The 23,082-nt window shown below is 65.1% G+C and carries 16 protein-coding genes and 1 pseudogene; 7 read left to right on the top strand and 10 right to left on the bottom strand.

Features of this window, described 5'->3' with window-relative positions:
• A pseudogene (locus tag IC50_RS12605) lies at nt 1-916 on the top strand (hypothetical protein); the annotation flags it as partial.
• Between the two features lie 155 nt (nt 917-1,071).
• Here the strand turns inward: IC50_RS12605 and IC50_RS12610 are convergent.
• The 4 genes from IC50_RS12610 to IC50_RS12625 all read right to left on the bottom strand — a co-directional run bounded on the left by IC50_RS12610 (nt 1,072) and on the right by IC50_RS12625 (nt 6,714).
• Nucleotides 1,072-2,067: a glycosyltransferase family 2 protein gene (locus tag IC50_RS12610; RefSeq protein ID WP_035704666.1), complete on the bottom strand. Its 996-nt coding sequence runs from the start codon at nt 2,065-2,067 to the stop codon at nt 1,072-1,074.
• 74 nt (nt 2,068-2,141) lie between these two features.
• Entirely contained in the window at nt 2,142-3,824 is a 1,683-nt protein-coding gene (locus tag IC50_RS12615) for a hypothetical protein (RefSeq protein ID WP_244429575.1), read from the bottom strand.
• 107 nt (nt 3,825-3,931) lie between these two features.
• A complete protein-coding gene (locus IC50_RS12620) occupies nt 3,932-5,143 on the bottom strand; it encodes a glycosyltransferase 87 family protein (protein ID WP_035704668.1) in 1,212 nt (403 codons plus the stop codon).
• Between the two features lie 59 nt (nt 5,144-5,202).
• Nucleotides 5,203-6,714, bottom strand: a complete 1,512-nt coding sequence (locus tag IC50_RS12625; protein WP_035704670.1) for a hypothetical protein — start codon at nt 6,712-6,714, stop codon at nt 5,203-5,205.
• Nucleotides 6,715-7,131: 417 nt separating this feature from the next.
• Here IC50_RS12625 and IC50_RS12630 point away from each other — a divergent pair, with 417 nt between their 5' ends.
• Nucleotides 7,132-7,296: a Flp family type IVb pilin gene (locus IC50_RS12630; protein ID WP_035704673.1), complete on the top strand. Its 165-nt coding sequence runs from the start codon at nt 7,132-7,134 to the stop codon at nt 7,294-7,296.
• 239 nt (nt 7,297-7,535) lie between these two features.
• On the opposite strand, the gene IC50_RS12635 is transcribed toward IC50_RS12630, so the two are convergent.
• Nucleotides 7,536-9,032 carry a hypothetical protein gene (locus IC50_RS12635; RefSeq protein ID WP_035704675.1) on the bottom strand — a complete coding sequence of 499 codons (1,497 nt, stop codon included), beginning with the start codon at nt 9,030-9,032 and terminating at the stop codon, nt 7,536-7,538.
• Between the two features lie 288 nt (nt 9,033-9,320).
• Here IC50_RS12635 and IC50_RS12640 point away from each other — a divergent pair, with 288 nt between their 5' ends.
• Nucleotides 9,321-10,001 (top strand): helix-turn-helix domain-containing protein, encoded by a 681-nt coding sequence (locus tag IC50_RS12640; protein ID WP_035704676.1) that lies wholly within the window; start codon nt 9,321-9,323, stop codon nt 9,999-10,001.
• A gap of 151 nt (nt 10,002-10,152) precedes the next feature.
• Here the strand turns inward: IC50_RS12640 and pyk are convergent, their stop codons facing one another.
• Together pyk and IC50_RS12650 are read right to left on the bottom strand one after the other, a co-directional pair.
• Nucleotides 10,153-11,589, bottom strand: coding sequence for a pyruvate kinase (gene pyk, locus IC50_RS12645; protein WP_035704678.1), 1,437 nt, complete (start codon nt 11,587-11,589; stop codon nt 10,153-10,155).
• On the bottom strand, nt 11,586-12,176 hold the full coding sequence (locus IC50_RS12650; protein WP_035704681.1) for a DUF1036 domain-containing protein: 591 nt from the start codon (nt 12,174-12,176) through the stop codon (nt 11,586-11,588). The genes pyk and IC50_RS12650 overlap by 4 nt, the downstream gene beginning before the upstream one ends.
• A 167-nt stretch (nt 12,177-12,343) precedes the next feature.
• Here IC50_RS12650 and IC50_RS12655 point away from each other — a divergent pair, with 167 nt between their 5' ends.
• From IC50_RS12655 to IC50_RS12665, 3 genes are all read left to right on the top strand, one after another.
• The gene (locus tag IC50_RS12655) at nt 12,344-12,655 is read left to right on the top strand and encodes a DUF1244 domain-containing protein (RefSeq protein WP_035704682.1); all 312 of its coding nucleotides are present in this window, start codon (nt 12,344-12,346) and stop codon (nt 12,653-12,655) included.
• Between the two features lie 209 nt (nt 12,656-12,864).
• Nucleotides 12,865-13,137 carry a DUF2312 domain-containing protein gene (locus IC50_RS12660; protein ID WP_035704684.1) on the top strand — a complete coding sequence of 91 codons (273 nt, stop codon included), beginning with the start codon at nt 12,865-12,867 and terminating at the stop codon, nt 13,135-13,137.
• Nucleotides 13,138-13,220: 83 nt separating this feature from the next.
• Complete coding sequence (locus IC50_RS12665) at nt 13,221-14,987, top strand: adenylate/guanylate cyclase domain-containing protein (RefSeq protein WP_035704686.1); 1,767 nt, start codon at nt 13,221-13,223, stop codon at nt 14,985-14,987.
• 47 nt (nt 14,988-15,034) lie between these two features.
• Here IC50_RS12665 and IC50_RS12670 read toward each other — a convergent pair whose 3' ends face one another.
• The 3 genes from IC50_RS12670 to IC50_RS12680 all read right to left on the bottom strand — a co-directional run bounded on the left by IC50_RS12670 (nt 15,035) and on the right by IC50_RS12680 (nt 20,997).
• On the bottom strand, nt 15,035-16,666 hold the full coding sequence (locus IC50_RS12670; RefSeq protein ID WP_244429573.1) for a DUF882 domain-containing protein: 1,632 nt from the start codon (nt 16,664-16,666) through the stop codon (nt 15,035-15,037).
• 281 nt (nt 16,667-16,947) lie between these two features.
• A complete protein-coding gene (locus tag IC50_RS12675) occupies nt 16,948-19,152 on the bottom strand; it encodes a L,D-transpeptidase family protein (protein ID WP_035704690.1) in 2,205 nt (734 codons plus the stop codon).
• A gap of 348 nt (nt 19,153-19,500) precedes the next feature.
• On the bottom strand, nt 19,501-20,997 hold the full coding sequence (locus IC50_RS12680) for a sigma-54-dependent transcriptional regulator (RefSeq protein ID WP_035704692.1): 1,497 nt from the start codon (nt 20,995-20,997) through the stop codon (nt 19,501-19,503).
• 127 nt (nt 20,998-21,124) lie between these two features.
• Here IC50_RS12680 and IC50_RS12685 point away from each other — a divergent pair, with 127 nt between their 5' ends.
• Complete coding sequence (locus tag IC50_RS12685) at nt 21,125-23,032, top strand: M3 family oligoendopeptidase (protein ID WP_035704693.1); 1,908 nt, start codon at nt 21,125-21,127, stop codon at nt 23,030-23,032.
• The last annotated feature ends 50 nt before the right edge of the window (nt 23,033-23,082 follow it).

The following is a 23,082-nucleotide window of genomic DNA, read 5'->3' on the forward strand; positions in this document are numbered from 1 at the left end:
GCTGCTGGTCGTGTGGGCCAATCTGCACGGCAGCGGAGTGTTGGCGCTTGGGCTGATTGGCCCCGCGGTGCTCGAGGCGCTGCTGCGCGAGGAGCGAAGCGAGTGGCCGCACGTGCTGGTTCGGTGGCTGCCGTTCACGGCACTCGCGGTCGCGGCGTCCTGCGTGACACCCCATGGGCCGGAACCGCTGCTGATGCCGCTGACGACACTCGGCCTCGGTCCGGCGCTTGCTTGGATCTCGGAATGGCGGCCGCAGGATTTCGGTCACATAGGCGGCTTCGAGCTGCTGCTGCTGGGTGGCATCTTTGCGCTCTCGCGCGGCGTCACGCTGCCGGTCGTGCGGGTGCTGGTGGTGATAGGCTTGCTCCATTTCGCGCTGGCACAGATGCGCAATGCGGATCTGCTGGCCATGCTTGCGCCGCTCTATGTGGCGGCCCCGCTGAGTCGCAAGTTCGGCGAACCTGCCGGCGACGATGCGGCCGGCTCGTCGCGCGGCCTCAATCTGGCCGCGCTCGGTGTATTGATCGCGATGAGTGGGGCGGGCCTGGTGCGTGACGTACGTCCGGCCGCGGCCATCACGCCCCAGGCTGCCATTGCTCACGCCGACCTTGCCAAGACCGGGCACGTGCTGAACGATTACTCCTTCGGCGGCTATTTGATCTTTGCCGGCATTCCCACCTTTATTGATGGTCGCGCCGAACTGTTCGGGGGACCGTTCATCGATCGCTACAATCGTGCCCTCGCGCTGGTCGATCTCGGAGAGTTTCTCAAGCTGCTCGACGAATACAAGATCAAGGCGACGCTGCTCGCACCGAACACACCCGCGATAGCGATGCTTGACCGGCTGCCCGGGTGGCAGCGCGTGTACAGCGACGATGTGGCGGTCGTCCACAAGCGGCGAGATACGCCGCAATGATAAATCAGGCGTGCTGAAGACGACGTCGTTGGCCTCATGCCCCCGAGCGGCTCGAGAAGACGTGATGCGGCAAGCCTGAGAAGGTCGATAACAGGCTGGACCAAGTCGCGGGAGTCGTTCTGGTCCGTCGTCAGGAGCCCGGTCCTTGTGCCGGATCACTCGTTGACGGCGTGGACCGCGGGTGCCGCCGCCGTCTCGTCGCGATCGAAGCCGGCGCGTGTCTGCACCACGTAGAGCGGGCGACGCTTCACCTCGGCATGGATGCGGCCGACATAGAGCCCCACGATGCCCGTCATCAGCATGTTGATTCCACACAGCAGCGACACCAGGACGATCGTCGAGGACCAGCCGGTCACGAGATGACTGTCGTTGCCGAGCCACATCAGGATCACCCAGCCTCCGTAGAGCAGAGCGAATCCGGAGACCGTCAGGCCGCACCAGATCGCGAGCCGCAACGGCAGATCGGAAAAGCCGAGCGCGGCGTTCATCGCGAGCCGCACCATCTTGAACAGCGGGTATTTGGTTTCGCCCGCCGCACGCTCGAGGCGGTGGAAGGCGACTTCGGTCTGCCGGAAGCCGAGCCAGGCGATCATGCCGCGTACGAAGCGATCCCGCTCCGGCATCTGCCGAAGGGCGTCGAGCACCTTGCGATCGATCAGGCGGAAGTCGCCGACGTCGGCGGGGATGCCGACGGAGGACATTCTGCCCAGAAGCCGGTAGAACAGATGTGCGGTCGCGCGCTTGAATGGGCTCTCGCCCTCGCGCGACAGGCGGCGGGCGTGGACGATGTCGTTGCCTTCCTGCCATTTTGCGATCAATTGCTCGATCACTTCGGGCGGATCCTGCAGATCGGCATCCATGACGATGATCGCGTCACCTACGGCGGCGTCCATGCCGGCGGTGATGGCGACCTGATGGCCGAAATTTCGCGACAGGCCGACATAGCGAAAGCGCGGATCGCGCGTGGCGAGTGCCCGCAGCACGATCGAGCTGGAATCGCTGCTGCCGTCGTCGACGAAGATCGCTTCTGCCGGCCCGTCGAGCCGGGACAATACCAGTTCGAGCCGGCGCAGCAGGACCGGCAACACGGCCTCCTCGTTGAATACGGGAATAACGAGGCTGTAGCGGATCGATCTGGAATTGGCCGCCATGGAAGAGATTCCGACTGGGAGGGTGCAGCCGGGAGCCTATATCATTGACGGTTAAGGTGGCCTTGCCGCAACCGTTAGGGATCGAGGGCATTGGGGTGAGGCGGGGGGCTCGACGGGGCTAAGGGGAGCCGAGGCCAGGTGTGGAGTGGGACGGTGATACCCGAACGACCACGCTGTGCAGCCGCGGCTTCGGTCCGGGACTTGCGGCGGATCTTGTAGAGAACAAATCGCTCCGAGGCGTCCAGCACATCCAGCAGGTCTGGCAGCGGGTTTGCGGCCCTTGGTCCAAGCACATACAGGTAGTCGTAGTCCCGGGCCCAGGTCCGTACGAACGGCGGCACCTCCGCCAGCGGCTGGCTCGTCGCAATCGCGGTGAGTAGGCTCGCTGGCAACACTCCTCCGTCGGGGGTGGCAAGACCGCGCACGGTCTCGCGTGCCCGCACCGGTTGCTTGCCCGTTTCCGTGAACAGGTTGGGCACGAACGCGTTGGCGTAATGCACGGCCAGCGTCGGCGCGTAATACATCGGATACGAGGTGAGGTCGGCGAAGGGCGGGTCGCCAGCGTCGCCCGCGTTGCCCACCAGAACGCGCGAGCCGCGTTCGATCTTGTGGAACGAGGCGATGATCGCCGCGTAGTCGGCACGGTAAGGCAGCCACACCGCGAACACGACGGCGAGGTTGATCAGTGTGATGCCACTGATCCCGGCGAGCGCGGTCATCCTCCACGCCCGGCTCGGGAGCGACAGCGAACAGAAGGCCGGCAGGATCAGCGCCGCGGCGGGGATCACGCGGAGGTCGGCAAACGAAGTTCCGAACAGCCTGGAGGGAATGACCACGTACAGGAGCACAAAGCCGATCGCGAGCCAGCTTCCGGCCGACTCGAGCTTCAGGACGCCGCGCCTTGCGGCGAAGAGCAACGAGATCATCAGCGCCAGCCCGGTGATCGCGGCGACCGTCGGATTGTAGCCGTTCATGATGCGGAGCGGCCAGATCGGCTTGTATCCGAGGAACCAGCTCGTGCCTTCGCTTCCGATCGAGCCCGCGTTCATGTGCATGACTGCAAAGAGCACCAGCGGTGGGACGGCCAACGCGCCAAACCGCGCGGCTGCGACGGGATAGGCACTCTGCCGTTGGTGGATGCGCGACAGTTCGAAAAGGCCAAGAGTCGCGCCGTAGATGCCGAGCGAAAAGAAATGCGCCACATACAGCGCCGCGACGAAGATCAAATTGGCGGCGAAACGCAGCGGCCATGGGCTTTCTGCCAGAATCAGATAGACGGCGACGCCCCAGAGCGCGAGGCCCATTCCGAACTCGAAGTTCACGAAGCCCCAGCTGAACGGCAGACAGTAAAGGAAGGCCAGCGCCGCAAAGCCGGCGAAATGGACATGTCCTTTCCGGACCCGCTCGAGAAAAAGCGCGCCTCCGACGATCAGCCATTGGCTCAGCAGCAGAAACAGCCGTGTGGCGTTCTCGACGCTCATCAGCCGCGCCATCTGCGGGACCAGCAGATCCATTGCAAGGTTTGGATAGAAGGCCCAGGCCACCTCGTAATGCGGATTGGCATGGGGGGTGCCGTTCCCGCTCAGAATAGACATGCGGGCAAGGTGATTGGGATAATCGACCATCGCGGGAATGGGCGTCAGCAGCACCGGAAGAAGCGACATGGCCGCCAGTATTGCAAAAACGGCGATCGCAACCGGCCGCTCGGGGCAGAGACGAGCCGGGATTGTCAAGGTCGGCCTGTTGGAAGGATCCATGTCATGGGATCGCTGAGTTTGAGCGCGGTGTGCCGTGTCTGCGTCGCATTTGGAAGGACCGGCCGCCGCCCGGATCCGGACGCCTGCCTCGAGCCCCAGCCGCGGGCCTAGTCGCAAGCTGTCGATCGAATTGAAGAAAGCGGCGGAATTTCCGACTCGCGCGACCTCGCCCGGCCATGCACCCTTCCGAAGACGAGGCCGATGAGAGCGATGGTGAGGAGCGGTGACAGACGTCCCGCAGGGACATAAACCGCCGGGCTGAGCAGCGGGACCATCCAGATGCCGAGCCCGATCAGCCAGTCGAGAAGGCGCGGAGTATCGATCGATGCGGCAAGCCACAGCACCATGGCGACCGCCAGCAGCGTCGCATCATAGGGGCCGGAATGCGGGGCCGCCAGCACGGTTGCCGCAAGCAGCACGATCAACTTGCTGTCGGTATTGAGGGAGGAGCGAAACGCCACGAAGGTCGCCGCCGCGCTCGAGAGGATCGCGCCCAATTGCAGGATCGAGGCCAGCCGCTCGGGCATGCCCAGCAGTACCGCGCAGGCCCACACGCTGTGACCCCAGATGCGGCCATAGGCCAGCCATTTCTCATCGGGGCTGACCAGATTGTTGAACGCCTGCGGTATCCATCGAATCCACAACTCGATGCCAAAAATCATGGCGCTTGCGAGCGCCAATGCGAATGCCGAGCATGCAGCCGCGCACAGGCTGCGATATTGGCGCAAACCCAGCAGCGCGAACGGAACGAGCAGACAGAATTGCGGTTTGAAGCTCAGGAGTCCGAGGATCGCGCCACCAAGGAGCGGCCGCGGTCGGAGCAGCCTCACGCCCGCCACCAGCAGTGCGGCGACGAGAAAGGCGCATTGTCCATCGGCCAGATTGAGAGACGCGGATGGCGAGACCAGCACGGCCGCGATGATGTAGGGCGTCAGTTGCGGCTGCTCGGCGCGGTTGCGAAGCGCCCAGGCCAAGAGGCCTGCGGTCACAGCCTGGAACGCGACATAGGAGCCGGCAAAGCCGAGCGGCGCTAGCGGCAGCAGCAGAACGAGAAAGCTGGGCGGATAGAACCATGGGCGGAACTCCAGGGGCACCGTGAGCCATGATGCGAACGACTGGTTGAGGTGCGCGGTGAATGCCTCGCCATCGAGGACCAGCGCAAGGTTGCCGGCAAGCATCGATCTGACGGCGGCGTAGAACACCATCCAATCAGTGCCGGGGGCGATGTGGTTCAGTCCGATCCAACCGGGATGGACGAGGGTGGAGATCAGGATGCCCCAGCCGAACAGCACTGCGATCGACAAGGCGGGGAGGAACATGAGGGGGATTTGGATCCAGCGACGCGCTGGAGCCGGCATCGGCGGTTGAAGGGACATGCTCATTTGAAAGCATCCTTCGGGGTTTCCGCTTCCGGCGCCCCGCCGGCCTGCGCGCCGGTTCGCACATGGATCACTGCGATGTCATCCGAATAGATTCGCTTCCATCCCTTGAGCTGATCGAGGATCTGCGGGCCCGGTGCATCGGCGACCAACAGCGTTGCGTCGATCCTGTATTCGTCGAGCAGGCGCGGCAGCCGCTCGGGCTGCTTGCCTTCGGTCGCCTTGAAGAAGTCCATGACGAATTTCTCGCCATAGAGCTCGGCGCGGCCGTCGACGAAAACAGGGATATCGCGCGAGATCAGGTAGCCGCCGAACTGGTAGGCGTTGAAGATGCGCTGCGCCTTACGTTGCTCGAGCACGTCGACTGCCGCGACCGGCGTCTGCGTCATCGTGAAGGTGAAGCGGTGGTGCCCCATGTAGAGCGACGTCGAGGTCCAGCCCGCCGCCACGATCATCAGCGCGCCTGCTACGGTGACATAGCGGGCCGGCCGGCGGTCGGCACCGGCGGCGTCGGGCGCCGCGCGCGGGAACATCTCGCCGAGCGGCTTGGCCAACACCAGCGGCACCAGGAACGCGAATGCCTCGATGCTTCTGACGTGGGTCAGCGCGCTCCAGGTCAGGAACAGGATCAGGAAGATCCGGGGCGCCGACAGCACCAGGCCGCGATAATAGCCGAATGCGATCAGGCCGAGCAGGGCGCCTTCGAACGAGGTGAACGTGGCGAAGTTCGCCGGCATCCATTCGAAGATCAGCGACAGCAGCTCGCCGAGGCTGAGGATGTTGGCCGCGCCCAGCAGCGTCCGCCAGCCGTACGGCGTGCAGCAGCTCGCGATCAGCGCGCCGATTCCGAACAGCACCCAGCGCATAAACAGGGCAAGCCGCCGTCCTTTCTCGGCGTGCTCGACCGCCTCGAGCGAGATCGGACCGATCAGCGCGAGGCCCAGCACGAAGCCGCCATGCAGGTTCGCCCAGAGCGCCATCAGCGGCAGCAAATGCCAGGAGGGTGCGCTCCTGCGGTCGGCGGACGCCATCAGCAGGCCGACCCACGCCACCATGGCGGGCAGCGCCAGAATATGCGGACGCGCCAGCACGTGATGGACCGACAGCAGCAGCGCCAGCATCGCGAACAGCACGGCGCGCGGTGCCTCGATCTGCGTCTCGAGCAGATGGACGAAGATTGCGACGGCGAGCGCGACGGCGACCGCGGTGAGGATGACGGGACCTGCCCAGCCCCATTGCGCATGGGAGAAGGCGAACGCCATCTGCGACAGCCACGACGTCGAAATCCACGGCGCGCCCGCTCGCGTGAAGGAATAGAAGTCGGTGGTGGGCATGGCGCGGTGATCGAGGATCCATTGCCCGATCTTGATCTGCCAGAACGAGTCTGAATCCTGAAGCAGCGTGTCGCCGAGATAGAGGAAGAACAGATAGGCGCCGGCACCGACGCACAGTGGCACCAGAGCCCGCGCGCGGCTTTGCACGGCGATGCTGCTGGCAAAGGAAAGGGACATGCCGCCTCGTCGTCCTGTTGTTCTTGTCGGTCCGTGCATGATCCGGACCCGGAAGGTCGTGCCTGCGCAAAATGTGCTGCGATCTTCCGGAAGGATCATGCGCGAACGATAACCTGACACGCGATGAACGATTCATCTCATCGCGCGTCGGTCCGAGCGGGCGGCATTGGACCACGACGGTCATAACTTCCGGTAAACCGGCCGCGGCAGGCCGGCTTCATGTCCTGACAATTTAACGGACTGTTTTGGATTTCGATTTACCATCAGCGAATACAAGCAAACCGCTCGATGTTTACGCAGTCGAATTAACTGCGGCGCAATTCTTTGCCTCTACGTTCGGTTCCATGGTCGGGCGGCGCTGGGAAGCCGAAAGGACCAGATCAGTTGTAAGCCTCGTGTACCCATTTGGAGCACTCTATGAAGAACCTCGTTGCGCGTTTCGTGAAGGATGAATCCGGCGCCACCGCCATTGAATACGGCCTGATCGCTGCCGGCATCGCGCTGGCGATCATCACCGTCGTCAACAACCTCGGCAGCGCGCTGAACACCAAGTTCACGTCGATCTCGACCAGCCTCAAGTAAGGCCGGGACGACCTCTAGAATTTTCGAGAGCCCCGCCCCTGGCGGGGCTCTTTTTCGTAGGAGCGCCAGCAGCCGGACGAGCGGTCAAGGTGCATGGTTCAACGTGCCCGCTTTGGCAGGCGCCTTGTGATGAACCTCGGATACCCGCCGCAAAAGCGACCTGAGAGCCCGCCGCAGCCGGATGCCGCGAAGGATGGCCGAAAGCGAGCTTTCCGCTCGCATGCGAAGGACTGCGAGAGCTAACGGCCTTGTCCTGGCTCACCGGAAGGCAGCTGCGCCGGCGCGTCGTCGCGGACGTGCACCACGGCGATGTCATCCGCATAGAGCCGCTTCCACCCCGGCAAATGGTCCATGATTCTGGCGGCGGGAATGGTGGTGTTCAGCAACGTCGCGTCGATCCGGTAGGTCTCGAGCAGGCGCAGCAGGGTGTCCACGTTCTTGCCCTCGACGGCATCGAAGTAGTCGAGCACGAACTGCTCTCCATACAGCTCGGCGCGGCCATCGATGAAGCTTTTGATGTTGCGTGTGATCAGATAGCCGCCGATCGGAGCGGTGCTGAAGATCCGTTGCGCGTGCCGTCTTTCGAGCAGGTCGACTGCAGCCGCAGGACTCTGATTGCCGATGAAGGCATACCGGTACGGCGTCGCATAGGTGCGTGTGATGCTCCAGCCGGCAAAAACGATCACGAGCGCCGCCATTGCGGTCATTGCAAGGGAGAGCCGCGGCTGTTGTGGCACAGCTCTCGTCGATCCCAACTGCTCGGCGAACGGCTTGGCAAGCACGAGCGGGGTCAGGAGGGCAAAGACCTCGATGTTTCTGACGTGGGTGAGTGCCGCCCAGACCAGGCCGAGCAGCAGGAGGATGCGGGTCCACCGCAGCGTCAGCCCGCCATAGTAGCCGAAGGCGATCAAGCCGAGCAGGGCGGCTTCAAACAGGCTGAACGAGCTGAAGTCGGCCGGCATCCACTCCCAGATCAGCGAGAGCAGCTTGCCGAGGCTGAGGATCTTCGTGGCTCCGAGGAGCGTGTCCCAGCCATAGGGCGTGCAACAGCTCGCGGCGAGCGCAGCGAGTCCGAACAGGGCCCAGCGCACCGCCAGTGCAAACCGGTCGCTGCGATCGGCGGCTGCGATCGCATCGAAGCCAATGGGTCCAATCAGGACCAGTCCCATGACGAAGCCGCCGTGAAGATTGGCCCACACAGCCATCAAGGGCAGCAACAGCCAGGAGGGCGCGGCGCGCCGATCGGCCGCCGCCAGCAGCCCGCCGACGAAGGCCAGCATGACAGGCAGGGCCAGCATGTGCGGGCGGGCGAGAACGTGGCCGACCGACATCGCGAGCAGCGGGGTCAGGAGCAGAAAGGCGCGCGCCGGCTCCAGATAGGGCGCGAGCAGGTGCACGAAGATCGCCGCAGTCGCACCGATCGCGAGCGATGTCAGGATAACGGGGCCCGACCAGTTCGATGGCTCGTAGACGAGCGCGAACAGGACCTGCGACAGCCATGAACTCGAGATCCAGGCCTCGCCGGCTCGCGTAAACGAGTAAATATCGTTGTAGGGCAGTGCCCGGTGTTCGAGGATCCACTGCCCGATCTTGATCTGCCACAGCGTATCGGAGTCGCGCAGCATGATGTCGCCGATGCCCAGAAAGAACACGTAGACGATGGCACCGATACAGAGCGGCATGAGCCAGCGCGCAACGCCGCGGACCGGAACGCTGCTGGTGACGGAAATCGACATTGCACTCTCGGAGTTGAACCACCACGCACAACAGCGCATCAGAACCTGAGCATGATCGCCTTTAAGTTGGGGTAAACTGCACCGGTTTTCCGCATCAGCCGGTGCAAGGATGCGTTTACTATCTGCTCCCACGCAGCTCGGAGTTGCGTGACGTCCATATGGCTCATTTGCATCTTGTCATTCACTCTGAATAGTTGTTCAGTCCTTGCGGGGCGATTTGCATCTATTGAAGAGACGACGCGTTCGGCCGCGGGGCGTGCGGCCGGCGTGTGGGACAGGAAGCGCGCCATGGTTTATCGGCGGACGCATCAAGTGGTTAAGCGCCTTGCGGCGCGGCGCAGCGCGATTTTGGCGGCGGCGCGGGAAGCGGCGGCGGAAGGCGGGATGGCGGCGGTGCAGATCGCGCCTGTCGCGGTCCGGGCCAACGTCGCGGCTGGCACCGTCTACCGCTACTTCCCCTCCAAGGCCGAGCTGATCTCCGAGCTCATTGCCGAGGTCTCCCGCGACGAGCTTGCGGCGATCCGCCGGGCGGCTGATGCCGCGCCGGGCCCGTCCTCGGCGCTGGCGGCGGCCGTGACCACCGTGGCGGTCCATACCCTGTCGCAGCGCAGGCTGGCCTGGGGCATCCGGGCCGAGCCTGTCGACGTCGATGTCAGTGCCTCCAGGCTTTCCAGCCGACGCGAGATCGCTGGCGAGATCGCCTCGCGGATCGACGCTGCCGTGCGCGCAGGCCATCTGCCGGCGCAGGACACCGCGCTTGCCGCCACTGCGCTGCTCGGCGCGCTGCACGAGGCCCTGGTCGGGCCGCTCGCGCCCGACAATCTCGATGATCCCGTCAAGATGCGCGACGCGGTGCAGACCGTGACGCTGCTGGCGCTGCGCGCCGTCGGCGTCCTGGACGCCCGCGCCCGTGGCCTCGTGGTGCAGCAGACGCTGCTGCCGACGACGAAGGCGCTGGTTGGGGCGTAAAATCGGACACGCGGTCGAAGTGGAGACCTGATCGCGCTCAGGCCGTTGTTCGAGCGGGCCTTTTCGAGAAACCCCGGCAACTCCGCCAAGCCGGCCGGCTACTGTGCATGGGGTTGTTTTTCGACTTTTTGTTTTGCCGCGCGCTGGCGGCCTACATGTTCGCCTCGCCCTGGGGGCCGACCGAGGCGATGCGCACCATGTTGGTGGTGCCGGGGATGCCGAGCGGCACGCCGGCGACGATGATCACGCGCTGGCCGGCGCGGACGAAGCCGTCCCGGAACGCGATCTGGCCGGCGCGGCTCACCATGTCGTCCTGGTCGCGCGCGTCCTCCGCCACCACGCAATGAACGCCCCAGGCGACGGCGAGCCGGCGGCCGGCGCTGATGTTCGGCGTGATCGCCACGATCGGCGGCTTCGGCCGCTCGCGCGCCACGCGCACGGCGGTCGAGCCCGATGAGGTCCAGCAGATCAAGGCGGGCAGATCGAGCGTCTCGGCAATCTGCCGGGCGGCGTCTGCGATGGCATCGCCCGCAGTGGATTCCGGGGCAGGGCGCTGGGCCATGATCACCGAGCGGTAGGTGGGGTCGCGCTCGACCTCCTCGCCGATGCGGTTCATGGTCGAGACCGCCTCGACCGGGAATTTGCCGGCGGCCGATTCCGCCGACAGCATGATGGCGTCGGCGCCTTCGTAGACGGCGGTGGCGACGTCGGAGACCTCGGCGCGGGTCGGCACCGGCGACTGGATCATCGATTCCAGCATCTGGGTCGCGATCACCACCGGCTTGCCGGCGCGGCGCGCCATCCGCGTCATCTGCTTCTGCAGACTCGGCACGCGCTCGAGCGGCAGCTCGACGCCGAGGTCGCCGCGCGCCACCATCAGCGCGTCGGAGGCCTCGATGATGTCGGCGAGGCGGTCGATCGCCTGCGGCTTCTCGATCTTGGCCATCACGGCGGCGCGGCCGCGGATCATCTTCTTGGCCTCGATGACGTCGTCGGCGCGCTGCACGAACGATAGCGCGATCCAGTCGACGCCGGTGACGAGGGCCGCCTCGAGGTCGGCGCGGTCCTTCGGCGTCATGGCGGAGACAGGCAGGTCGGTGTCGGGCAGGCTGACGCCCTTGCGGTCGCTCATCTTGCCGCCGACAACGACACGCGTCACCGCATGCTCCTTCGAGGTCTCCTCCGCGATCAGCCGCACCTTGCCGTCGTCGAGCAGCAGCGCATGGCCCGGCCGCAGCGCAGCCAGGATCTCCGGATGCGGGAGATGGACGCGCGTGGCATCGCCCGGCGTCTTGTCGGAATCCAGCGTGAAGGTCTGCCCGTTCTGGAGCTGGACCGCCCCTTCGGCAAAGGAGCCGAGCCTCAGCTTCGGACCCTGAAGGTCGACCAGGATGCCGATCGGCCGGCCGTAGCTGCTCTCGACGTTGCGGATCGTCGCCACCAGCTCCCGCATCTTGTCATGCGGGGTGTGGCTCATGTTGATGCGGAACAGGTCGGCGCCGGCCTCGAACAGGCGGCGGATCATCGCGAGGTCCGAAGAGGCCGGTCCCAGGGTCGCGAGAATCTTGATACGGCGAAGACGCCTCATGGCTTATTTCCAGACGGGGGCGAGGCAGCTGGCGGGAGGCCAGGCGCGGGGGGCGTACCACCGGGCGGACTATTGGGCAAACCCGGAACGCCGCCCGGGCCAACCGAACCGGGCAGGCCAGGTACGCGTTGCTGCGTCGGCTGTTCGTTGGCGTCGGTCAGCTGCACCGTCCACGCCCGCTGCTCACCGGTGTCGACCTCGAAATAGCCGGTCCGGTCATAGCCGCGCGCCAGGCAATCCTCGGTGCCGCGGATGGTGAACTCCTTGTCGCGCGAGCACATGAAGGCCTGGCCCGACCATTCGCCGCCGCGGTCATAGTCGATGGCATAGATGTAGTAGTAGCGGGCGACCAGCGTGCCCCGCAGCAGCGTCTCACAGGAACGCGACGAAATGTTCCACCAGCCCTCGGTGGTCCAGCCCTCGGCATCCTTGTAGCCGAGCGCAATGCCGACCCGGCTCGCGGTGTTGTTACAGAGGCGGAAGTCGGCCGCCGCCGGGCTGGCGCAAAGGCAAAGCAGGGCGACCACCAGCACCGGGACCAACCGGGCGAGCAGGCGAAGCGGGAAGCGGGGAGATTCGGCAATCATTGTCGCGGAAGCTATACCAGATCATTGACGATTTGGCGTTGGGCCGGGGTGCGCCCTGAAACCGGGCTTTGGCCCGTTTGCACCGCGATATGGCAAAATCTGTGACAGGACCCCACCTGATCCCGTAAGGGTGACCACCATCGGGGCGGGCCTTAAGGAAGACAGTCATGGCAATCGACGACAAAACCAGAATGGAGCTCGAGGCGGCGGCTTTTCGGCGCCTGGTCGACCATCTGCGGAGCCGGACGGACGTCCAGAACATCGATCTGATGAATCTGGCGGGCTTCTGCCGCAATTGCCTGTCGAACTGGCTCAAGGACGCCGCGGACGCCCAGGGCGTCGCCTTGAGCAAGGACGAGAGCCGGGAGGCCGTCTACGGCATGCCCTACGAGACCTGGAAATCGAAATACCAGGGCACGGCCACGCCCGAGCAGATCGAGGCGATGAACAAGGTCCATCCCCACGGGCATGGGCACTGACGAGCTGGTTCGCGCCCCTGCCGTTCAGGCCCCCTGAGTCGCACCACACAACAGCTTTCTTTGCCTCGGCGCAGGAAGGTGTGGGCGCGCTGTGGACGAGCGCGATGCCGGCTTGAACGCAAGCGGCGCCAACCCTAAGGGTCAACCCAGCACGCGCGGTGAGGGATGCCGGCGTCACCTCGTTTTGCCAGTTCCATTGGGAGTACAAGATGGCCACCTCCGCCGCCGTCCGCGACGACGAGCCCGCGACGAAATTTGCCAAGGACCAGCTCAAATCCATCATCGAGCGCATCGAGCGGCTGGAGGAAGAGAAGAAGGCGATCGCCGACGACATCCGCGACGTCTATGCCGAGAGCAAGGGCAACGGCTACGACGTCAAGGCGCTGCGCACCATCGTGCGGCTGCGCAAGCAGGACCCCAACGAGCGCGCCGAGGCCGAGACCATTCTCGAAACCTACATGCAGGCGTTGGGGATGCTCTGAGGCGTATCGCCCGGGCGTTGCCGTTCATCACGCTTGGGCAGAACCTCTGCGTCTGCTAGAATGCTCGGTGAAGAGACCGAGCAATGGATGTGCCGGGACCAGAGCGCAGGCTCGCCGCGGTCCTCGCCGCCGACATGGTCGGTTTTAGCCGGCTCATGGAGGTCGACGAGGCCGGCACCCTCGCGCGCCTCAAGACCCATCGGGTCGAACTCATCGATCCAGCCATTGCCAAGAATCGCGGCCGTATCATCAAGACGACCGGCGACGGCATGCTCGTCGAATTCTACAGCGTCGTCGATGCCGTGCTTTGCGCCGCCGAGGTTCAGCGCCGCATGGCGCGGCGCAATGCCGACGTTCCGCCGCCGCGGTGGATACAATTCCGCATCGGCATCAATCTGGGCGACATCATCCTCGATCAGAACGACATTTTCGGTGACGGCGTCAACGTCGCGGCGCGACTGGAGGCGCTGGCCGAGCCTGGAGGGGTCTGCGTTTCAGGCGCGGTGCGCGATCAGGTTGGCGACCGGCTGGACGGAGTTCAGTTCGACGATCTCGGTGAGCAGAGCGTCAAGAATATCGCGCGCCCGATCCGCGTCTTCCGCATTCGGCTGGCGGAGGGGCCTGCAAGCCTGCCCGACGGGGCGAACACTGCTCCGACGCCACCGGGGGTCTCGAAGAAGCCCTCCATCGCCGTGCTGCCGTTCGCCAATATGAGCGGCGATCCGGAGCAGGAGTTCTTCGCGGACGGTCTCACCGAGGACATCATCACCGAGCTTTCGCGCTTTCACGACCTGCTTGTCATCTCCCGCAACTCGACGTTCGTCTACAAGGGCAAGGCCGTGAAGGTCCAGGACGTCGGCCGGGAGTTCGGAGTCGACTATGTCATCGAGGGCAGCGTGCGGAAGGCCGGAGGGCGCGTCCGCGTCACGGTGCAGCTGATCGATGCGGAGACCGACCGCCACATCTGGGCCGAACGCTACGACCGCGAGCTCCAGGACATCTTCGCCATTCAGGACGAGATGACCCGCGCGATCGTGGCGACGTTGCCGGGACGGGTAGAAGCCGCAACGCACGACCGCACCAAGCGCAAGCAGACCGACAACATGCCCGCCTACGAATGCGTGCTGGCTGCCAAGCTCCTGCATCACCGGTCGACCCGCGACGACAACGCTCAGGCGCAGACGCTGCTCAACCGTGCGCTGGCGATGGATCCGAACTATGCCCACGCCCATGCCTGGAAGGCCTGCGTGCTCGGCCAGTGCTGGATTTATGGCTGGTGCGTCGACCGCGAGGCGACCTTCGAGCAGGTCGCTTCGGAACTCGAGATTGCGCTGGCTCTCGACGACAACGACGCGGACGTGCACCGGATTCTCGCCGCGCTCAATCTGACGCATCACGATTACGAAAAGGCCGCCTATCATCAGGAGCGTGCGCTCGCCCTCAATCCGAATTATGACTTGGTGGTCGTGCAACAGGGAGAGCTCCTGACCTGGCTGGGCCTGCCGGAGGAAGGCATCGACTGGATCAGGAAGGCGATGCGCCTCAATCCCTATCATCCCGAGCGCTTCTGGAGCCATCTGGGCCGCGCTTACTATTGCGCGGAGAAATACGCCGAGGCCGCGGAGGCATTTTCAAGGATCACGCGCGCCGACTATACCCACCACGCGTTCCTGGCGGCGACATTCGCGCAGATGAAGAATGCGATCGCTGCCGGCGCTCACGCCGCCGAAGTCTTGAAGCGCGAACCGGGGTTCTCGGTGGCAGCCTATCTTGCGACGCTGCACTACAAGCGCGAACTCGACCGGCAGCGCCACGAGTCTGGCCTCCTCGCAGCTGGCCTGCCGGCTTGATAAATCCGAACGAGGGAAAGCAGAAAGAGCCTTGCTGGACCCGGGACTCAGCGCAGCGAGGCGGTGCGCACGACGAAGGACGTCGTCTCGAGCTTTGCAGTCGCGCTGCCCGAGAAGCTGTCGCAGGACAGGCCCTGCATCGGATCGTCGACAAAACCCATCGCGACGACTACTCGCGGCTTGACGAAATAGGCACGCAGCGCGACCGTGTCGAGCTCGCCCATCAGCGTCACCGACATCGCGCGACTGGCGCTCGGCGACAGCATCACGATCTTGAGCCAGATGCTCTCGCCCTTGGCCGCGGAGATGCGGGTGGCAGTTGCGATCCTGCCGTCGATGCTCTTGCCGACCACCGTGTTGATCTCCGTGGCCTGAGCCATGCTGCGGGAAGCCGCGGGGCGGGCAGTGCGCGGGATCGGTGCGGAGGCGGCGACAACATTGGCGCGGTCAACCGGGGAGGCGGCCGGCGCGTAAGCCAGCGCCTGGAAGGCTGCGTTGGACACGCTCGCAGTTGGTTGCGGATCGGTGGCGGCGGAGGCCAGCGCCTGGCGCGCCTTCAGCGCTGCGACCTGCGCCGGCGTCGCCTGCTGCGGCGCGGCCGGGACATCATCCCAGAAGCCGCGGGCATTGATGATGTCGGCCGGGGTCTCCAGCTTGCCCTCGACAGACTTGCCCTCAACTGGCTTGCCGGTCGCCGGCTTGTCGGCCACGGGCTTCGGCTTGGGCGGCGCAACGATCTGGGCATCGGCCGAAGCGAGCTGCAGGGTTGCGGCGATTTGCGGCTTGGCGCGCGGCGTCGGCACCGGCTCGGCGGGCTTGGCTGCGGCCGCGACCACGGTCGGCGTGGACGGCTTCGCGGCCGTTGCGGGCGCGCCCTCGTCGTCCTCGTCGCTGCTCGCGGCGGTGGGAGTTGGCTTGCTCCTGAACAAGGCGGCAAAGAAATTCGGCTTGCTGCCGGCATCGTCGCCGCTGCCGCGCCGCTCGATCTCGGCCTTGGCCAGCTCATAGCCCTTCAGCGGCACGCCGTCGGTCGGCAGATGCACCGTTTTGCCGTCCGGGAAGACGCGGGCGAGCTGGTCATGCGTCATGCGCGGCCAGTGCCGGATGCTGCCGGTGTCCAGATGCACGAAGGGCGAGCCGGAGGTCGGATAGAAGCCGACGCCGCCGCGCTGGAGGCGCAGGCCGGCGAAGCGGATCTGCTCCAGCGGCACGTTCGGAATGTAGAAGTCCATCGCATGTCCCAGCATATGCTGGCTGAAGCGCGCCACACCGGAGGAACGGCGGCGGAGCATGGCGTTGGTGGCGGGGGAGCGATAGGAGGAGATGATCTGGATCGGCTGCTTGCCGTCGACGTCGCGATAGACTTCCCAGAGGATGTCGAACAGGCGACGGTCCATGACCGTCTCGTCCTGGGTGCGCCAGTCGCGCAGGAAATGGTTGAGCTGCTTCAGCGCGGCTTCGTCATAGCGGCCGTCGCGCTTGAAGGTGACGGTGAGGTCTTCGCCGGAATGGGTGTGGTGGAAGGAGAGCGTCTTGGTCTCGTTCAGCGCCGCGGCGTCATGGACCGAGCCGGCGGCGGCGAGCAGCAACACGGAGGCGAGGCCGATCCGGGATCCGGCCTTCACTCCCGCATGGGACAACGACAGCACAGCGAATTGGCGTGCGAGACCAGTCAGCACGTATGAGCCCACCCAGTCGACGAGCGTTCAAAATGGACTCTCCCGCCAACCCCGTAGCAGCGCGAAGAGGATGAACGCTTTCTTAAAGCAAGAAGGTTAATTCGAGGTTGACCTTCCCGCCCCCAAACCAAGTCAGAACACGATCCTAAGCGGTTGACTGTGGCAAAAAAACGCCCGCTGGCCGGGGCCCGGATCGCGAATGGTTAACGCTAAGCGGCCCCATGCAGAGGGCGGCCGCTGTTTTATTGCAGAATTCTTGTAAATTAGGCGCTGAGCCGGGCTCAGCGGGTAAACACCCGCTGGGGACGACGGCCGACCGGCGCCGGCGGCTGGGCCGGGGTCGGCGCCCCGAACAGCCGCTCGAAGAAGTTTAGTCCGGACGAGCCGCCGCCATTGTTGGCGATCGCCACGCCGGGGGGCAACGTCGTCGCCGGCCGCGAATAGCTCGGTTGGGAATGAGCCACGACGGCCTCGAGGTCCTTGCCCCGGTTGTTCTTCAGGATGTTGATCATGGTCGCGTCGCGGCCATAGACGTCCTTGCGGAATTGCAGCTTGCCGGCGTCGTCCACGAACGCGGTCTGATAGGTGATGTTGACCGGGATCGGGGTCGGGAATTTCAGATCGATCTCGCTCTTGCCGTACATGCTGCGCACGCGCTCCGGCGTGTACTTCTCGTTCGGCATGGTGATGTTGAGCAGCACGGAGGCGTACTGATCCGGATTCTGCACGCGCATGCAGCCATGGCTGAAGGCGCGCTCGTCCCTGGCGAACAGGTTCTTGTCCGGCGTGTCGTGCTGATAGACCAGGAACTTGTTCGGGAAATTGAAGCGGATGCGGCCGAGCGCATTGGCTTCGCCGGGCGGCTGCGAGATGTGCACCGAGCCGTCGCGGTTCTGCTCGAGCTTGAGGCCCATGCGCTGAAGCACGGTCGGGTCCTGCTGCAGCGCCGGCAGGTATTCATTGTAGACGATCGACGGCGGCACATTCCAGGTCGGATTGACCGTGATGTACTTCATCGTCTCCGTGAGCAGCGGGGTCGCATGCGTGCCCGGCTTGCCGGTGACGACGCGGGTGGCCCAGACCTGCTGGCCGCGCTGCATCACCTTGAGCGTGTAGTCGGGAATGTTGAGGATGACGTAGGCATCGCCCAGCGAAGGCGCGCCGAGGTCGCGCGGCAGCCAGCGCCAGCGCTCCATGTTGACCACCACCGTGTCGATCTGCTTGTCGCGCTTGGGGGTGTTGAGCGCCTTGACCGTCCTGTCGTCGAGGATGCCGGTCGGCTTCATCTCGGCGCTGCGCTGGAACTTGCGGACGGCTTCGGCGACGGCGGCGTCGTAGCGGATGTCGCCGGCGTTCTCGGCAAGGCCGAGCTTGGCGCGGAGTTGCGGCACGCGCGGATCTTCCACGACGATTTCTGCGCGCTTCTTGCTGGCCGCGGTGTACTTCAGCGTCGGGCCGTCGGCGATCTCGATCACCGGGCCGTTGCCCTGGCCGCGCAGCTCGGCGAGCTTGGCCTTCAGCTCCTTATAGAGCTTGTGCGGCGGGTTGTAGCTGTCGAGCGCCGCGGAGGCGTCGGCCGCGGTCGTGACCTTGGCGAGCACCTCGTTGGGGTCGACCGGATGTTCGGGATAGAGAATGTCGCCGCTGACCTGCGACCAGTGCATGCGGCCGCTCTGGGCATGGCGTGCATAGTCGAACATGCTGGCGGTGAGCTTCAGCTCGGCATCGGCCAGCGCATCGGGCGTGGTGGCGCTGGCGAAATCCGGCACCGGATAGTCGGCGGGGTTGAGGCCGTCGGAGGCCGCGTCCTTCAGCCGTGCGATGACGCCCTTGGCCGCAGGGGTCAGGTTGCCGGCTTGGGTCCAGACCGGCGCGAAATCGCGCGCGCCGTAAAACTTCTCGATCGCCGCGCGCTCGTTCTTGCGGTCGAAATGGCGCGAGGTCTTGGCGCCGATGATGTCCCTGAGCTTGTCCGCGACCGGCTGGTCGGCGGCGGGCACGTTGCTTGCGGCCTTCACCGGCTCGGCGGCGGGAGTTGCGGCAGCAGGTGCAGCGGGAGCTGCCGGCGTGGCGGTCGCGGTGTCAGCCTTGGCAGGCTCGGTCGTGGCAGGCTCGGTCGTGGCGGGCTCGGTCTTCGCGGACTCGCTCTTCGATGCTTCGGGCGCAGGTGTGGTGGCGACGTCGGACGGTTTGGTCTCGACCTTGTCCGGCGCCGGCGCGCCGTCCGCCTTGACGGACTCCTTCGCGATTTCCTTGGTCGGATCCTGCACCGTGGCGGTGGTGTCGAGCTTGATGTCGGCTGCAGTGGGGGGTGGGACGTTTGCCGGCTCGGGGCGCGGGATCGCAGCTTCGATCGCGAGCTCGGCGGCGCTGCTGCGCGCCTGATCCTGAGCAAGGGCCGAGCTGGCGGACACCGCGAGGAAGGTCGCCGCAACCGTCATCAAGACACGGTCAAAGCCCGCACGGTGGTTCAAACAGTCACGCATTGTGTCGCACCCCTCGGGTGAATTGTCCCTCGTGGAACAGCTTCGTTATCGCCTATTGGTGAGTTTCGGCTAACCGCGCCGGCCTCTCGAAAGTTGCACGCCTGCACGCAACGATTACCTACGCAGACGATATACAGGCCCCGATTTTGCGGCCAGCGCTACCCGGGACAACTCACGACAAACTGACTTCAAGGGAGCCTCTTGGCAACGGATTGTGCGCTTCGGCCACGCGCTTTTCCCTCTGTCTGTCACTTCCAGGTCACGGTTCAAGTCGCAGTCGATTTTGTCGTCATGCGAATGGCTTAGAGCTGTCTCGCACCGTCGCGCGAACCCCCGTTCGCACTGGGCTCAGTGCGTCTCCTCATCGCTTTTGCCGCCATGTCCGGGAACCCCGGCCTCGTCGAGTTTCCGGTAGAGCGTCGACCGGCCGATCTTGAGGCGGCGAGCCACTTCGGACATCTGGCCGCGATAGTGCGAGATTGCGAAGCGGATGATCTCGTTCTCCATGTCTTCCAGCGAGCGGACGTCACCGGTCGCGGTGAGCATGGCGAGAGTTCCCACGGCCGGGAGCGGCGCGATCGGTATTTCGTTACCCGATACCAAAGAAGGCGTCGCCGCCGGCTCGAGCATCAGCGGGGCGGTTGGAATATCCGTGACGGGATGCGGCTGCGAGGTGAGCAGGGGAAAATCGCCAAGGCCGAGCTGGTCGCCATCGCTCATCACCACGGCGCGGTAGACCGCGTTCTCGAGCTGACGGATGTTGCCGGGCCAGTCAAGCTGGGCAAGCTGCGCCATCGCCTCGCCGCTGATGCCGGTGATCGGGCGGTTCTCCTCGGCGGCAAAGCGCGCCAGGAAATGCCTGAGCAGATGCGGGATGTCCTCGCGCCGGGCGCGCAGCGAGGGGATCGTCAGCGGCAGCACGTGCAGGCGATAGAACAGGTCTTCCCGGAAATGTCCCTGCTTCACCCGCTCCAGCAGCTTGCGGTTGGTTGCCGAGACGATGCGGACGTCGACCTTGACCGGCTTGCGGCCGCCGACGGCCTCGACGGCGCCTTCCTGGAGCGCGCGCAGCAGCTTCACCTGCGCGGTCAGCGGCAGCTCGCTGACCTCGTCCAGAAACAGCGTGCCGCCATGGGCCTCGACAAACTTGCCCGTGTGCCGCTCGGTGGCGCCGGTGAAGGCGCCCTTCTCGTGGCCGAACAGGATGGACTCGACGAGGTTGTCGGGAATCGCGCCGCAATTGACCGCGACGAACGGCTTGGCCTTACGTTCGCCGCTGCCATGGATGGCGCGCGCGAACATCTCCTTGCCGACGCCGGACTCGCCCTCGATCAGCACGGGGATCGCGGAGTTTGCGGCCTTCTGTGCGGCTCGCATCACCGGGGTCATTGCCTCGGCGCGCGTGATGATGTCCGAGAAGGTCAGCCGGCCCTCGCGGCTGTGGCGGATGCGCTGCAATTCGCCCTTGAGCGCGGACGCGTTGAGCGCGTTGCGCAAGGAGACCTGGAGCCGCTCCACGCCCACCGGCTTGACGACGAAATCGGCCGCGCCCGCGCGCATCGCCGAGATCACATTGTCGATGCCGCCATGGGCGGTCTGCACGATGACGGGGATGCTCAGGCCGGCTTCGCGAATCTTCGCCAATACGCCCATGCCGTCGAGGCCGGGCATCACGAGATCGAGGATGACGCCGTCGATGACAGGTCCGTCGGGGGCGGTGAGGGCGGCGATCGCGGCGTCGCCGGAGTCCACGACGACCGTCTCATAGCCGCATTTCTGCACCATGTTCTCGACCAGCCGGCGGGCTACAGCGTCGTCGTCGGCGATCAAAATACTGGCAGCCATGGTGTTCCCCGCACGCTACTACTATCTGTCTCGAATCGGGGCACTCTGGCCGAAGCCGATTAACGCACTCTTAAACCTTGATGCCCCCGCCCGCCGCCGCGACTGTTGAACACAGGTTTCCCACACAATGAATTCGCGCTCCAAGTCCGCTCTGACAAAGTCTGCTCTCCGCAAGCAAGCCACCAAGACATCCGTCGCCAAGAGATCCGTCGCCAAGAAACCTGTCGCCAAGACCAAACCCTCCAAGCCTGCGAGCAAGACCGGCAAGCTTCCGGAGTGGAACCTCGCCGATCTCTATTCCGGGATCGACGCGCCGGAAGTGGCGCGCGATCTCGAGAAGCTGGATGCCGACTGCGTCGCCTTCGAGACGGACTACAAGGGCAAGCTGGCGACAGGGACAGCAAACGAAGATGGCGGAAAATGGCTCGCCGAAGCCGTGCGACGCTATGAGGCGATCGACGATCTCGCCGGCCGTCTCGGCTCCTATGCCGGCCTCGTCCATGCCGGCGACAGCGTGGACCCTGCGATTTCAAAGTTTTACGGCGACGTGTCCGAGCGCCTGACGGCCGCGTCGACGCATCTTCTGTTCTTCGCGCTCGAGCTCAATCGGATCGATGACGATATTTTGAACCGCGCGATGCAAGCCGCCGGGCTCGCGCACTACCGTCCCTGGATCGAGGATCTGCGCAAGGAGAAGCCGTACCAGCTCGACGACAAGCTCGAGCAGCTCTTCCTGGAGAAGGCGCAGACCGGCTATTCCGCCTTCAACCGGCTGTTCGACCAGACCATCTCCGGCCTGCGCTTCAAGGTCGGATCCAGGGAGCTCGCGATCGAGCCGACGCTCAATCTGCTGCAGGACCGTGACGGCGCCAAGCGCAAGAGCGCGGCCGAAGCGCTGGCGAAGACCTTCAAGGCCAATGAGCGCACCTTTGCGCTGATCACCAACACGCTCGCCAAGGACAAGGACATCTCCGACCGCTGGCGCGGCTTCAAGGACGTGGCGGATTCCCGCCATCTGAACAACCGGGTCGAGCGCGAGGTGGTGGATGCGCTGGTCGCCTCGGTGCGCGCCGCCTATCCGAAGCTGTCGCATCGCTATTATGCGCTGAAGGCGAAGTGGTTCGGCAAGAAGCGTCTGGCCTATTGGGACCGCAACGCGCCGCTGCCGTTTGCGGCGACCGACGTCATTGGCTGGCCGGAGGCGCGAAGCATGGTGCTGACGGCCTATCGCGGCTTCTCGCCAGAGATGGCCGACATCGCCGAGCGCTTCTTCGCCGACCGCTGGATCGACGCGCCGGTGCGGCCGGGCAAGGTGCCTGGAGCGTTCTCGCATCCGACCACGCCGTCTGCGCATCCTTACGTGCTGATGAACTACCAGGGCAAGCCGCGCGACGTGATGACGCTCGCGCACGAGCTCGGTCACGGCGTCCATCAGGTGCTGGCCGCGAAGAACGGCGCGCTGATGGCCCCGACGCCGCTGACACTGGCGGAGACCGCGAGCGTGTTCGGCGAGATGCTCACGTTCAAGCGGCTCCTCGCCCAGACCAGGAATGCGAAACAGCGCCAGGCGCTGCTCGCCGGCAAGGTCGAGGACATGATCAACACCGTGGTGCGGCAGATCGCATTCTATTCGTTCGAGCGCGCCGTCCACACCGAGCGCAAGAACGGCGAGCTGACCGCGACGCGGCTCGGTGAGATCTGGCTGTCGGTGCAGGGCGAGAGCCTCGGGCCCGCGATCGAGATCAAGGCGGGCTACGAGAACTACTGGATGTACATCCCGCACTTCATCCATTCGCCGTTCTACGTCTACGCCTATGCCTTCGGCGACTGCCTCGTGAACTCGCTCTACGCCGTGTACGAGCATGCGGCCGAAGGCTTTGCGGAGCGCTATCTCGACATGCTCGCTGCCGGCGGCACCAAGCACTATTCCGAACTGCTGCGGCCGTTCGGGCTCGACGCCAAGGATCCCAAATTCTGGGACGGCGGTCTTTCGGTCATCGCCGGCATGATCGACGAGCTGGAGGCGATGGGCTGACGCGCGCGGGGGAGGCCTGACGCGCGGCTTTGCGGCTCAGACTTTGCGGC

It is taken from the genome of Bradyrhizobium genomosp. I (2014) (assembly GCF_000261685.1).
Taxonomy (GTDB): Bacteria; Pseudomonadota; Alphaproteobacteria; order Rhizobiales; family Xanthobacteraceae; genus Bradyrhizobium.